The sequence below is a fragment of the Erwinia sp. 2186 genome (genome assembly GCF_057812255.1).
This window is the reverse complement of sequence record NZ_CM173824.1, coordinates 796,506-810,183: the sequence shown is the minus strand read 5'-3', so window position 1 is coordinate 810,183 and position 13,678 is coordinate 796,506. Positions and strand designations below refer to the sequence as shown.

Here is a 13,678-nt window from a genome sequence, read left to right as displayed (position 1 = left end):
AGGCACATTGCCCACTTCGTCAAGCCTCACGGCCCGTAGAGCACTTTTTAACGACGCAGCGGGCGCTAAACTGCGTATGATCGTCAGCTGTTTACCCCTTTTCATTACGCCATTGAGCCCTGCCATGACTGAAACTGCTTCCCTGACGCCGATTTTTGACGGCCACAACGATTTGCTATTGCGCCTGTGGATGCCTGCTGAGCAGGATCCGGTGACGCAGTTTTTGCACGGCACCTTGCCCGGTCATCTGGATATGGCGCGTATCGTTCAGGGCGGATTCGCCGGTGGCCTGTTTGCGGTATTTATCCCGCCGGTCGAGTTTGTGCAGCAAAGTAATCAGGCTTACAGCGAGGCCGTGCACGATCCGTTAGCCATCACCGAGGCGCAGATTGCGCTGCTGCACAGGATTGAAGCGGAGTCCGCTGGTCGAGCAAAAATTTGCCGCACGGCGGGCGAGATCCAGCGCTGTATTGAACAGGGCGTGCTGGCGATGGTGCTGCATATTGAAGGTGCCGGGGCGCTGGATGACCAGCTCAGCCAGTTGGATCGCTGGATTGATGCCGGTCTGCGCAGCATCGGGCCGTTATGGAATCTGGCGAATCGTTTTGGTGTCGGCGTCACCGGCAGTTTCCCTGGCTCCCCCGATACCGGCGACGGGCTGACGCCGCTGGGCCTGGCGCTGTTACGCACCTGCAACCAGAAAAAGCTGCTGATCGACCTGTCGCACATGAATGAGAAAGCCTTCTGGCAGACCGCCAAACACAGCAGCGCGCCGCTGGTCGCCACCCATTCCAACGTGCACGCCCTTTGCCCGCAGCCGCGCAATCTGACCGACAGCCAGCTGCAGGCGATTGCCGAAAGCGACGGCTTTGTCGGCGTGAATTTCGGCAATGCCTTCCTGCGCAGCGACGGCAAACGCGACAGCGACACGCCGCTCGGCGACATCCTGCGGCACCTTGAAGGACTGATGGCGGTGCTGGGTGAGGATCGCGTGGGTCTGGGGTCGGATTTCGACGGCATCAGCGTACCGGAGACGCTGAAAGATGCGGCCGGACTGCCGCGTCTGGTCGACGCCATGCGCGCTGCGGGCTATTCGCAACAATTGATCGAAAAAATTAGCTGGCGCAACTGGTTAGCTGTTTTACGGAAAACATGGGGAGAATGAACCACCTGGAACGTTCTGGTGACTGTTCTCTCAATATCCCTGCTGCTTACAGGGTTGATATCGCAAAAGCTTAGGCGCAACATTTGCGCGCCAAATCTTTCGATATTTGACAACAAGCGTATTACCTGCCGAACTTAACGAGCAGAGTCCTGTATTTTTCATAAACACCGTGAGGATCCCACCATGTGGACTAAACCTAAATTTGTTGATTTGCGCTTAGGTCTGGAAGTGACGCTGTACATCTCCAACCGTTAATCCTTTATGCCCACAGCCTGCTGTGGGCATCTTCTCTTCTTTAGCTGGTCTACACATGCAGATTAACGTTCTCGGTTCTGCGGCGGGTGGTGGCTTCCCTCAGTGGAACTGCAACTGCAGGAACTGTCAGGGCGTGCGTAATGGCACCCTGAAAACCTCAGCCCGTACGCAATCCTCCATTGCCCTCAGTGACGATGGCATCAATTTTGTGCTGTGCAACGCCTCGCCAGACATTGCTCATCAGCTGGCGGCCACGCCTGCGCTGAGTAAAAAAGAGGTGCTGCGCGGCACCGCGATCGGTTCGATTATTCTGACCGACAGCCAGATCGATCATACTGCCGGGCTGTTGAGCCTGCGCGAAGGCTGCCCGCATCAGGTGTGGTGTACGCCTGAAGTGCATGACGATCTGACCACCGGCTTCCCGGTGTTCACCATGTTGACCCACTGGAACGGCGGGCTGATTCATCACGGCATTACGCCGGGTGAAGCCTTCTCGGTGGCGGTCTGTCCGGCGCTGACGTTCACGGCGATCCCGCTGTTGAGCAACGCACCGCCCTATTCGGCGTATCGCGGTAAGCCCCTGCCTGGCCACAATATCGCGCTGTTTATTGAAGACACCCGCACCGGTAAGACGCTGATGTACGCGCCCGGCTTGGGTGAACCGGACAGCGAGCTATTGGGCTGGCTGCACAAAGCCGACTGCCTGCTGATTGACGGCACGCTGTGGCAGGACAATGAGCTGGCTAACACCGGCGTCGGCCGCAATACCGGTAAGGATATGGGGCACCTGGCGCTGGCAGAGGAACAGGGGCTGATTGCGCTGCTGGCCTCACTGCCGGCAGAACGTAAAATTCTTATTCATATCAACAACACCAACCCGATCCTCGATGAAGAGTCCGCGGAACGTCAGATGCTGACGTCGCTGGGCATTGAAGTCAGCTGGGACGGTATGGTGATTGAGGTTTAGCGAGACGCAGATGAAACCCGATAATTTCCCGGCCCAACCGATGACGCCTGAAGCCTTTGAACAGGCGCTGCGCGACAAAGGCGCGTATTACCATATCCATCACCCGTACCATATTGCGATGCATAACGGTCAGGCCACGCGTGAGCAGATCCAGGGCTGGGTCGCCAACCGCTTTTATTACCAGACCAGCATTCCGTTGAAGGATGCGGCGATCATGGCTAACTGCCCGGATCCGAAAACCCGCCGCAAGTGGGTGCAGCGTATTCTGGATCACGATGGTCACGACGCCAGCGAAGGCGGTATTGAAGCCTGGCTGCGTTTGGGTGAAGCGGTCGGGCTGGACCGCGACGTGCTGCTCTCCGAGCGGATGGTGCTGCCGGGCGTGCGTTTCGCCGTTGATGCTTACGTCAGCTTTGCCCGCCGTGCCGTCTGGCAGGAAGCGGCCTGTAGCTCGCTGACAGAGCTGTTTGCGCCGCAAATCCACCAGTCGCGCCTCGACAGCTGGCCGCAGCACTATCAGTGGATTGAAGCCGAAGGTTACGGCTATTTCCGCGGCCGTTTAAGCCAGGCCAACCGCGACGTTGAGCATGGCTTACAGCTGGCGCTGGAATATTGCACCACCGTTGAGAAGCAGGAACGTATGCTGGAGATCCTGCAGTTCAAGCTGGATATCCTCTGGAGCATGCTGGATGCGATGACCATGGCCTATACGCTGCATCGCCCGCCTTACCACACCGTGACCGATAAAATGGCCTGGCACAAAGAGAGATTACTGTAATGCTCATCACCGAACAGCAGATCCCCGCCTTTCGCCGTGGCTATCGCCTGCAGTGGGAACAGGCGCAGGACTGCCATGTGATCCTTTACCCGGAAGGCATGGCAAAACTGAATGAGAGCGCGACCGCCATTCTGCAACTCGTGGATGGCGTACGCTCTGTGGCTGCCCTGATCGCTGAACTGAACGCGCAGTTTCCGGATGCCGGTGGCGTGGACGACGACGTCAAAGAGTTCTTTGGTCAGGCTTACGAACAAAAGTGGATAATTTTCCGTGAACCCGCTTAAACCTTCGGTCAATCCGCCACTCTGGTTGCTGGCTGAGCTGACCTACCGCTGCCCGCTGCAGTGTCCTTACTGCTCCAACCCGCTGGACTTTGCCCAGCAGGAGAAAGAGCTGACCACCGAACAATGGATTGAGGTGTTTAAGCAGGCCCGCCAGATGGGTGCCGTTCAGCTGGGCTTCTCCGGCGGCGAACCGCTGGTGCGCAAGGATCTGCCAGAGCTGATCCGCGCCGCAAGGGATCTCGGTTTTTACACCAACCTGATCACCTCCGGCATCGGCCTGACCGAGAAAAAGATCGATGCGTTTGCCGAAGCCGGGCTGGATCATATCCAGATCAGTTTCCAGGCCAGCGACGAAACGCTGAACGCCGCGCTGGCCGGATCGCAAAAAGCCTTCCAGACCAAGCTGGCGATGGCCAAAGCGGTGAAGGCGCACGGCTATCCGATGGTGCTGAACTTTGTGCTGCATCGCCACAATATCGATCAGATCGATCGCATTATTGAACTGTGCATTGAGCTGGAAGCGGACGACGTCGAGCTGGCAACCTGTCAGTTCTACGGCTGGGCGCAGCTCAACCGTGAAGGCCTGCTGCCAACCCGTGAGCAGATCGCCAACGCCGAAGCGGTGGTGCATCTGTACCGCGAGAAGATGACCGCCAGCGGCAACCTCGCCAACCTGCTGTTCGTCACCCCGGATTACTACGAAGAGCGGCCGAAAGGCTGCATGGGCGGCTGGGGAGCGATCTTCTTAAGCGTCACGCCGGAAGGGATGGCGCTGCCGTGCCACAGCGCGCGCCAGCTGCCGGTGGAATTCCCGTCGGTGCTGGAAAACACGCTGCATGAAATCTGGTACGACTCGTTCGGCTTTAACAAATACCGCGGGTTTGACTGGATGCCGGAACCGTGCCGCTCCTGCTCTGAAAAAGAGAAGGATTTCGGCGGCTGCCGCTGTCAGGCCTTTATGCTGACCGGCAACGCCGACAATACCGATCCGGTGTGCTCGAAATCGCCGCATCACGGCAAGATCCTCGAAGCGCGCGAGCAGGCGAACTGCACCAATATGCAGATCAGCCATCTGCAGTTCCGTAACCGCACCAACTCTCAGCTGATCTTCAAGACTGAGGCCTGATGAGTCAGGCAGCGCCCGGCGAACACCATCGCACCTTAGCCAACGGTTTGCGGATCGCGCTGATCCACGATCCGTCGGCCAGCCGGGCCGCTGCTCTGCTCCAACTCTCCGCCGGCAGCCATCAGGCCCCTGAACAGTGGCCCGGACTGGCGCATCTGCTGGAACACGTGCTGTTTGCCGGCAGCGAAAATTACCGGGATGAAAACCGGCTGATAGCCTGGGGGCCGGCGAACGGTGCCCGGTTGAACGCCACCACCCTTGCGCATCACACCGCCTGGTTTTTTGATATTGCCAGTACGCGCTTCGACGCGGGTTTGCGGCGGCTGGTGGATATGCTCGCCAGGCCGTTGTTAAGCCTCGAAGCGATTGCTCAGGAAGCGACGGTGATCGACGCCGAGTTCCAGATGCTGACCCGCCATAGCGACAGCCTGTGTGAGGTCGCTCTGAGCCAGACGGTGGCGGCGCCGCATCGCCTGCATGATTTCCATGTTGGCAATCGGTCGGCCTTTGGCGAGGATACTGGCGCGCTGCAGCAGGCGCTGCGCGACTATCATCAGCGATTTTTCCGCGCGCCCAATCTGCAACTGTGGCTGCACGGGCCGCAGTCGCTGGACGCGCTGGGCGAGCTGGCTGAACAGGTTGCGGCCGCGTTCACAGCACTGGCTGACGGCGATAACGGCCGCAGCGGTTTGCCGCAGCCACTCGCCGCCAGGCGTCAGTATGCTGAGCAGATTTCTCTGCCTCAGCAGCCTGAACCGCTTTCTCCCCTGACGCTCACTGCCGCGCGCCATTATGCTTTACGCCTGCCCTCAGCCCATCGCCTGCAGTTAAGCGTTGTCATCCCGGCTGCCGACCGCCAGATGCTGGCGCTGTTCAGCCAGCTGTTAACCGATAAAGCGCAGCACAGCCTGCTGGCGACCCTGCGCGACCTCAACCTGTGCGATGACATTTCGTTGCTGGAACCCTACCGCAGCCCGCAGCAGTCGCTGATTTCAGTGCAGTTCGACCTGTGCGAGTCGGCCAGTCCGCAGAGGGTTGAAGCGGTATTCAATCAGTGGCTACGCCAGTCGGCCAGTCTGAATCCTGAGGCACTGGCGCATTATGCCAGGCTGGCCCAGCGGCATGTCGACCAGCTTTCCGGCCTCGATCGGCTGCGCACGCGTGCCTTCGGTTTTGCGCCCGCTGAGCGGTCGGTAAACTTGCTGGAAGGCTGGCGGGCGTTACGCGCGGCGATGCAACCGGCAGCCCTCACCCGGCTGTGGGTGACGCCTGGGGTGGAAGTCAGTCGTAAAACGGTGCAGGGATTCACGCTGGACACCGGGGAACTCAGCTGGCCGGAAGCGTCGTGCGACGCCCCGCAAATGACCTTTTACGCGCCCGGCCAGCCGCTCAGTCTGCCTGCGCTGCCGGTTGAAACGGCTGCGCTGCAATGGGTTAACGCCAGTTGCGCGCCGTTGCTGTTGCTGAATCCGCAGGCCGGTCAGCCGTTTTCCCGCCGGGATGCGGCGACGCTTGGAGCCGCGCTGCAACCGGTTATCGGCCTTTGCCAGCACCAGGGCGGCGAGCTAAGCCTGACGCAACGCCAGGGCATCTGGCTGATCCAACTTAGCGGCAGTGCAAGCCTGATGCAGAATCGCGTGGCGGCGATGATTGAAGCGCTGAGCTCACCGTCAGCGGCGGCGATCGCGCAAGGCGATCGGCTGTACCGTAAAGCGCTGCGTTCAGAGCGTGCGGAGATTGCCATCCGCGTGCTGCTGGGACGGCTGCCGGAGGTGCTGAGCGGCTGCGCTGCTGAGCCGCTGACATCAACGGAAGGGCTGAGCGGCTTCACGTCTCAGCCGCTGGATGCAGTGGGCCGGTTAAGTGCCACGCCGAGGCAGGCGGCCACGGAAGGGTTCGGCGGTACGCCGTGGCAGGCAACACTGTACGGTGGCGATAAGGATCTGCAACTGGCGCTGTCACAACTTCTGTCTCGCTGGCCTGCCGGGCTCATTCCAAGCCCTGATGGCAGGCTCATGCCGTGCCCTGATGGCGGGATCATTCCAAGCCCTGATGGCAGGCCCAAGCCGGGCCTTTTGCCTCATCGCCCGCCCTTTTCCTTCCCAACAGAGAGTGACGAGGCGGCATTATTGCTGTTCTGTCCGCTGGCAGAAAACAGCGCGCAGTGCCTCGCTGCCTGGCAATGGCTGGCGTCGCTGTTTGAACCGCGCTTCTTCCAGAAGCTGCGCGTGGAGCTGAATATCGGCTATGTGGTGAGCTGCCGTTTTCATCAGTCTGCTGGCGTGGCCGGCATGCTGTTTGCCCTGCAATCTCCAACCTTAAACCAGCCACAGCTTTCACAACATATCGTCGATTTTATTGCCGATATGGCCGAGGTTATCGACACAATCACTGACGATCAGCTACGGGAGAAATCCACCATGATGAGTGATGCCCTGCCCGCCAGCGCGCCGCAATCGCATACCCAGGTGCTCGATAGCTGGCAGCAACAGCAACTGCATTTACCGCCGCTGACGGCAGATATTTTCTCCGCCCTGTCAGTGGAAAAAATTCAACAGTATTACCGCGTGTTCGCCACCGAAAATCACCGCTGGTTCTGGCTCAATAACAGTCCCTTCCCGTCAGCCCCTGAATCCGCATCAGGGGCTGCTTAAAGTTAACTCACTTTGTACCGATAACCCTTTTACCAGGCTTATCTTCCCTACAGAGTGCGCGCTATGCTTAAAAATATTAAAGTCGTCACCAGCATCATCATTATGTTGATTGTATTCAGTGCGTTACTGCTGCTCTCCAGCGGGCTCTCCTTTAACGCCATTCATCAGGACAAAGATAACTTCGTCCGCGCCAGCGTGCTGACCGAGCAACAGGGGCAGCTGAGCGATGCCTGGCAGACGCTGATTAAAACGCGCGTCACCATTAACCGTGCCGCCATCCGCATCCTGAAAAAACAGACCGATCCGGCCGCACTGGCGGGGATCACCAAGCTGCTGGCGACCGCCGGTACCACGCTGGACGATGCGGCGTTTCATTTTGCCAACTATCAGAAAGCGCCACAGCAAAGCGGCCAGAATGCTCAGTTAGCCACCACAATGGCCAATAATTACCAGCAGATGTACGACACGATGAAAATGTCGATTCAGTATCTGGGTGCCAATAATTATGAAGCCTACGGCAATCTGGATGCGCAGAAAGCCCAGGACGATTTGGAAAACAGTTACGAGAGCTGGCGTACGCAGAACCGCCAGCTGCTGGCGGTGGGCATGACCGAAAACCAGCAGGGCTTCAGCCATATGATGTGGACGCTGGCGACCGTGGTGGTGGTGTTGCTGCTGCTGGTTGTGGCGGTCTGGGTGGTAATTAAACGCGTACTGCTGTCGCCGCTGAAGCAGGTGCTGGCGCATATCCAGCGCATCGCGGCGGGCGATCTGTCTGAAACCCTGGTGGTAGAAGGCCGCAGCGAAATGGGGATGCTGGCGAGTAATCTGACGGCGATGCAGCAGTCACTGATTGTCACCGTCGGTCATGTGCGCGACAGCTCCAACGCCATCTTCACCGGGGCCAGCGAAATCTCGCTCGGCAACAACGACCTCTCTTCCCGTACCGAGCAGCAGGCGGCGTCACTGGAAGAAACCGCGGCCAGCATGGAGCAGTTAACCGCCACGGTGAAACAGAATGCCGAAAACGCCCGCCAGGCGTCGCAGCTGGCGAAAAGCGCCTCTGAAACCGCCGGAAAAGGCGGCAAGGTGGTCGATGGCGTGGTGAAAACCATGAGCGAAATTGCCGGAAGCTCGAAGAAGATTGCCGATATCACCAGCGTGATCGACGGTATCGCCTTCCAGACCAATATTCTGGCGCTGAACGCCGCGGTGGAAGCGGCCCGTGCAGGTGAACAGGGTCGCGGTTTTGCGGTGGTGGCCGGCGAAGTGCGTAACCTTGCCCAGCGCAGCGCCCAGGCGGCGAAAGAGATCAAAACGTTGATCGAAGATTCGGTTAACCGCGTCAATGCCGGCTCTTTGCAGGTCGAAACGGCCGGCGAAACCATGCACGATATCGTCAACGCGGTGGTTCGCGTCACCGATATTATGGGTGAAATTGCCTCGGCGTCCGATGAACAGAGTCGCGGTATCGATCAGATTGGTCTGGCGGTCACCGAGATGGATCGGGTAACCCAGCAGAACGCCTCGCTGGTGCAGGAATCCGCGGCGGCATCTGCCTCGCTGGAAGAACAGGCCAGCCGTCTGTCTCAGGCGGTTGCGGTGTTCAAAATTGGTCAGCAAACGCTGTTGCCCGCCGTCAGCCAGCCGGTGAAAGCGATAGCGACCCTGCCCCGTAAGGCGCTGACCGTCAGCACCGATCAGGGTAACTGGGAAACCTTTTAAGCTGTGACAGTCCGGCCTCACTCCGGGGCCGGTTATTTTGCCGGGCGTTGCGTGCCGCCGATAACCGGCAGCACCTCGCGCATCAGCGCCAGAAACTGCCGCAGCTTGGCGGGATAAAAGCGCGCATACGGGTAAACCAGATACACCGGTAACGGCACCGCGTGCCAGTCCGGACAGAGATGGCGCAGGCGGCCTTGTTCAATATCCTCTTTCACCGCCCAGGATGAGGCAATCCCCACCCCCATTCCCGCCAGCACCGAATTGCGCAAGGCATATAAACTGTCGGTCAGCAGCTGCGGACGGATATCTATGCGCTGCGTATTGCCCTGTTCATTATTCAGCACCACTTCCTGACGGTAAAAGGTACTTAACGCCACCCAGGGTAATTCGGCCAGCGCCGCCGGCTGGTCAATATCGCTGGCATTGTCGAGGAGCGCCGGTGCGGCCACCACAATGCGTGGCACCTCCGCCACTAACAGCGCCACCACCGACGGATCGGTCAGCGCGCCAACGTGTACCGCGCAGTCGATTCCTTCGGCGATAAAGTCCGGGCGACGATCGCTGAGCATCCATTCGATGGTCATTTTCGGATAGCGCTGCAGATAGTCCTGCAGCGGCGCAATCATCTGGTCCTGACCAAAGGCATGCGGCACCAGCACCCGCAGCACGCCTTTCGGCTCTTCCGCCGCGCCGCGCAGATCGTCCTCTATCGCCTGCCAGCGCTCGACCAGTTCCTGCGCATGAGCAAAACAGCGTTCGCCGTCATCGGTCAGCTTCATCACATGGGTGGTGCGCTGCAACAGCTTGACGCCGAGCAGGCGTTCAAGAGATTGCAGACGACGGCTGATGGTCGGCTGGGTGGTGCTCAGACGCAGCGCAGCCGCAGACAAACTGCCTGATTCAACGATGCGCACAAAGGTGTGCATTAACTCTATACGGTCAATGCCTGACAGATGGGATTCTTTCATACGTTAAACGTATAACAGTTTTACCGATCGGGCGACTACCCTTTGATCACCGATCCGGTAAAAATGTGATCATCATCGCACAACAGAGCTAACACCATGTCCATGACACAGACTGCCGACACCCACGAAAAAGGCATCACCGGCCGCACGGTCCTGATGCTCGCCACCGGCGCGGGCTTTTCCGTCGCCTCTATTTATTACAGCCAGCCGATGCTTGGCATCCTGGTTAACGAACTGCATGCGGGCGTCAGTACCGTCGGGCTGGTGCCGACGCTGACCCAGATTGGCTATGCGTTGGGCATTTTGCTGCTGGCACCGCTGGGCGATCGCCACGATCGCCGTCAGATCATTATTCTGAAAGGCGTGCTGCTCACGGCGGCGTTGCTGCTTAGCGCCTTCAGTGGCGGTATCAGCATGTTGCTGGTTGCCAGCCTGGCGGTGGGCATCGCGGCGACGATGGCGCAGGATATCGTTCCGGCCGCCGCCACGCTTTCGCCTGCGGCACAGCGTGGCAAAACGGTCGGCACGGTGATGACCGGCCTGCTGCTGGGCATTTTGCTATCCAGGGTGTTGAGCGGTTTCGTCGCGGAGTACTTCGGCTGGCGCAGCATGTTTGGCGCGGCGGCGGTGATGGTGGTGGCAATTACGCTGGTGATCTGGCGCAGCCTGCCTGCCATTCCGGCCAGCACTACCATGAGCTATCCGGCGCTGTTGGCCTCAATGCGTCATCTGTGGACCGAATACAAACCGCTGCGCAGAGCCACGCTGGCACAGGCGCTGTTGTCCGTCGGCTTCAGCGCCTTCTGGTCGACGCTGGCGGTGATGTTGCATGACGTCTATCAGCTGGGCAGTGCCACTGCCGGCATGTTCGGTCTGGCCGGTGCCGCCGGTGCACTGGCCGCGCCGTTAGCCGGTTCACTGGCCGATCGCCGTGGCCCGGAGCTGGTCACCCGCATCGGCACCGGGCTCGCCACCGTCTCGTTCGCGCTGATGTTTTTGCTGCCGCTGTTGCCTGCGCCTTATCAGCTGGCGCTGATCGTGATCTCGGCCATCGGCTTCGACTTTGGCGTGCAGTCCACGCTGGTGTCTCACCAGTCGATTATCTTCAGTCTTGAACCGGCAGCACGCAGCCGACTGAATGCGCTGATGTTTACCGGGGTGTTTATCGGCATGGCGGCAGGTTCGGCATTAGGCAGTGTGATTCTGGAACATGCGGGCTGGCAGGGCGTGGTCGCGCTGTTAACCCTGGCCGGATTTGGCAGCATGGTGGTGCGCTGGATGAGTAAAGGCTTACATCAAAAGGCGGACTGAGGGCAAATTCAGGACGAGTCTTTCTCGCAGGCATCGTCTGCGGGTAGACATGAAGCGGTCAGTCAGAAAACGCTGGCCGTTATTTCTTTCGGTAACGCGTGGGCCAGATTTGCTCAGGCCGGGCATCAAGAGCGGCGGCAATCAGCAGCTCGCCTTTGGGCCAGGGACGGCGCAAGGCATTGGAGAGGGTTGAAGAGGCCAGTCCGGATTCCCGGGATAAAGCCGACAAATTCGTGCCTCTTTTCTTTAACGCCGCAATAATGTCTGCGGGATGCCAATCATCTTTGTTCATTGCCTTCCCCAACCTGCAGATAAAAGTCTCACTTGTAGACGATGAGTCACAATCATATCACGTTATTTTCCTAATGTGACTAATAGTCCGTGGACTAATAGACTGCAAAGCGCAATGCTGAGCGCATGGAAAAGCTAAACACCACCAAAGTTCTTTTTGGAAAAAGAGTTAAACAACTCAGACTGCAGGCAGGCTTGTCGCAAGAAGCATTCGCACATAAATGCGGGCTGGATCGCACCTATGTGTCTGGAATTGAGCGAGGTTTACGCAACCCGACGCTGGAAGTGATTGCCATTCTGGCCAAAGGTTTGGGAATTGAACTTAAAAATCTGATTGAGTTTTAATCGCAGAAGCTAAATATTTTTATTTTTTTATACTGAGCTATTTCATCCGGTTGCAAGTGAGCGCCAAAATAAAACCTTTCTGACACGTTAAAAAAAACCTTTTTCAGTTTTTACTCACGAAAATAATTAATTTTTTCGGATTTTACCCGTCACCTTTTTTTAAAAAAACTGAGCGGCACGCTGGCCGCTCGTTCTGTCAGCACTAAAATCCGTAACGAATGGCATCCTTACTTTGCTGCATTAATCCGTCTATCTTCAATGAATACAACTCCACACCTGCCCCGTCTCCCGCCTGTGAACATTCCCGACGTTTCGCGTTGTAGGCTTTCATCAGCTGTGCCTGAGCAAAACCGGGTTTACCGTAACAGGTCACGCTTTGCTCCCAGCAGGCAATCGCGCGGTCGCTGTCCTGCTGTTCCTGGAAACGTTTCCCCAGCTCGTTAAGCGCAGTGGCGCACTCTTTGGCCGGAAGCCCTTGTTGCATGATGTCATCTATTGCCTGGTCCATAACGCCTCCGTTAATGGAAGAAGTTGAGAATGTGGCCGAAGATCAGCCCGACGCTGATCACGTCTGAGTCACTGAAGGTGACGTTGGCCATACCGTATTGCCCCAGCAGCGGCAGCAGCAGCGCCGGCAGTAAGGTGATAAACAGCCCGTGGAAAACGCCACCGATGATCGCCCCGCGACGTCCGCCCACCGCATTAGCAAAGATCCCGGCAGTCCCGCCGGCAAAGAAGTTGGTTAACATGCCCGGCAGGATCATCGCCAGACCGACCCACGGGAACAGCAGCATGCCGATCACCGAGCCGATGGTGGTGGAGATAAAGCCGATAATTACCGCGTTTGGCGCATACGGGAACAGTACCGGACAGTCGAGAGCCGGAACGGCATTCGGTACGATGCGCAGCGCGATGCCGCGAAACGCCGGAACAATTTCGGCCAGCAGTAAACGCACCCCGGACAGCAGCACATACACCCCAACCACAAACTGAATCGCCTGCAGGAAGGAATAGACCAGATAGTTAACGCCATTGGATGAGGCGGCGACCACTTCCGGACCGGCAACGATCGCCGGGATCAGGTAGATCGGGATCATCACCACCATCATCGACAGGTAGGTATCCTGCAGGAACGAGAGTGCCTGCGGCAGCTCCAGATCCTCGGTACTTTTGCTGACGTCGCCGGTCACTTTGGCCACGCCAGCCTGCACGATATAGCCGACAGTACAGAAATGGCCGAGCGCGAAATCATCGCCGCCGGTGATCTTGCGGACAATCGGCTGAGCCAGCGCCGGCATAAACACCGCCATCATTCCGGCAATCACCCCGCCCAACACGATCAGCTCGACGCCACGCAGTCCACCCATATAACCAATTACCGAACAGACGGTCGCCATCCACAGCGACGCCTGCCCGGTCAGAAAGATATATTTGTAGCGGGTGAAACGGGCAATGGCGATATTGACGATAAAGGCGATCACCATAATCAATGCGGTCTCACTGCCCAGCGTTTGCTGAGCGATACCGGCAATCGAACCGACGTCGGTGACCACACCGCGCATATGGAAGCCTTTCTGGAATATCTCACCTAGGAAGGTTAAGGTGCCGACAATAATATTGGCACCCGCCAGAATGACCAAAAAGCCTAAGAGGGTTTTTAAGGTGCCAGTAATCACCTGGCCCGGACTTTTCTTCAACGAGATCAGACCGATCATGGCGATCAATGAGATCAGTATTGACGCTTGTCCCAGCACATCATGGACAATAAAGTTAAGGAAAGACATGGTAGTCCCCTGTTTCTGTCACAGT

The 13,678-nt window shown here is 58.1% G+C and carries 13 protein-coding genes and 1 pseudogene; 10 read left to right on the top strand and 4 right to left on the bottom strand.

The genetic code is table 11. The features are described from left to right. Window positions 1–124: 124 nt before the first annotated feature. The 8 genes from ACXKZG_RS03740 (at window position 125) to ACXKZG_RS03705 (ending at window position 8,954) form a co-directional block, all read left to right on the top strand. Window positions 125–1,165 carry a dipeptidase gene (locus tag ACXKZG_RS03740; RefSeq protein WP_346595816.1) on the top strand — a complete coding sequence of 347 codons (1,041 nt, stop codon included), beginning with the start codon at window positions 125–127 and terminating at the stop codon, window positions 1,163–1,165. Window positions 1,166–1,348: 183 nt separating this feature from the next. Next, window positions 1,349–1,420 (top strand): pyrroloquinoline quinone precursor peptide PqqA, encoded by a 72-nt coding sequence (gene pqqA / locus ACXKZG_RS03735; protein WP_071822147.1) that lies wholly within the window; start codon window positions 1,349–1,351, stop codon window positions 1,418–1,420. 55 nt (window positions 1,421–1,475) lie between these two features. Continuing rightward, window positions 1,476–2,387: a pyrroloquinoline quinone biosynthesis protein PqqB gene (gene pqqB, locus ACXKZG_RS03730; RefSeq protein WP_134822735.1), complete on the top strand. Its 912-nt coding sequence runs from the start codon at window positions 1,476–1,478 to the stop codon at window positions 2,385–2,387. 10 nt (window positions 2,388–2,397) lie between these two features. Next, a complete protein-coding gene (pqqC, locus tag ACXKZG_RS03725; RefSeq protein WP_013203788.1) occupies window positions 2,398–3,165 on the top strand; it encodes a pyrroloquinoline-quinone synthase PqqC in 768 nt (255 codons plus the stop codon). Beyond that, window positions 3,165–3,449, top strand: a complete 285-nt coding sequence (pqqD, locus tag ACXKZG_RS03720) for a pyrroloquinoline quinone biosynthesis peptide chaperone PqqD (protein ID WP_013203789.1) — start codon at window positions 3,165–3,167, stop codon at window positions 3,447–3,449. Before pqqC ends, pqqD begins: the two co-directional genes overlap by 1 nt. Then, entirely contained in the window at window positions 3,436–4,575 is a 1,140-nt protein-coding gene (pqqE, locus tag ACXKZG_RS03715) for a pyrroloquinoline quinone biosynthesis protein PqqE (protein ID WP_488875719.1), read from the top strand. Before pqqD ends, pqqE begins: the two co-directional genes overlap by 14 nt. Next, window positions 4,575–7,229 (top strand): pyrroloquinoline quinone biosynthesis protein PqqF, encoded by a 2,655-nt coding sequence (pqqF, locus tag ACXKZG_RS03710; RefSeq protein WP_488875718.1) that lies wholly within the window; start codon window positions 4,575–4,577, stop codon window positions 7,227–7,229. The genes pqqE and pqqF overlap by 1 nt, the downstream gene beginning before the upstream one ends. A 63-nt stretch (window positions 7,230–7,292) precedes the next feature. Beyond that, on the top strand, window positions 7,293–8,954 hold the full coding sequence (locus ACXKZG_RS03705) for a methyl-accepting chemotaxis protein (protein WP_488875717.1): 1,662 nt from the start codon (window positions 7,293–7,295) through the stop codon (window positions 8,952–8,954). A 32-nt stretch (window positions 8,955–8,986) separates the two neighbouring features. Here the strand turns inward: ACXKZG_RS03705 and ACXKZG_RS03700 are convergent, their stop codons facing one another. Further along, window positions 8,987–9,922: a LysR family transcriptional regulator gene (locus tag ACXKZG_RS03700; RefSeq protein WP_488875716.1), complete on the bottom strand. Its 936-nt coding sequence runs from the start codon at window positions 9,920–9,922 to the stop codon at window positions 8,987–8,989. A 96-nt stretch (window positions 9,923–10,018) separates the two neighbouring features. Between ACXKZG_RS03700 and ACXKZG_RS03695 the strand changes: the two genes are divergently transcribed. Beyond that, on the top strand, window positions 10,019–11,233 hold the full coding sequence (locus ACXKZG_RS03695) for an MFS transporter (RefSeq protein WP_151036571.1): 1,215 nt from the start codon (window positions 10,019–10,021) through the stop codon (window positions 11,231–11,233). A 79-nt stretch (window positions 11,234–11,312) separates the two neighbouring features. Here ACXKZG_RS03695 and ACXKZG_RS03690 read toward each other — a convergent pair whose 3' ends face one another. Beyond that, window positions 11,313–11,525: a helix-turn-helix domain-containing protein gene (locus ACXKZG_RS03690; RefSeq protein ID WP_013203796.1), complete on the bottom strand. Its 213-nt coding sequence runs from the start codon at window positions 11,523–11,525 to the stop codon at window positions 11,313–11,315. 125 nt (window positions 11,526–11,650) lie between these two features. On the opposite strand from ACXKZG_RS03690, the gene ACXKZG_RS03685 reads away from it, so the two are divergent. Further along, window positions 11,651–11,869: a helix-turn-helix domain-containing protein gene (locus ACXKZG_RS03685; protein WP_013203797.1), complete on the top strand. Its 219-nt coding sequence runs from the start codon at window positions 11,651–11,653 to the stop codon at window positions 11,867–11,869. 202 nt (window positions 11,870–12,071) lie between these two features. On the opposite strand, the gene ACXKZG_RS03680 is transcribed toward ACXKZG_RS03685, so the two are convergent. Both ACXKZG_RS03680 and ACXKZG_RS03675 read right to left on the bottom strand, forming a co-directional pair. Next, the gene (locus tag ACXKZG_RS03680; RefSeq protein WP_013203798.1) at window positions 12,072–12,377 is read right to left on the bottom strand and encodes a hypothetical protein; all 306 of its coding nucleotides are present in this window, start codon (window positions 12,375–12,377) and stop codon (window positions 12,072–12,074) included. Between the two features lie 31 nt (window positions 12,378–12,408). Further along, window positions 12,409–13,653, bottom strand: a pseudogene (locus ACXKZG_RS03675) (PTS sugar transporter subunit IIC); the annotation flags it as partial. Window positions 13,654–13,678: the final 25 nt, after the last annotated feature.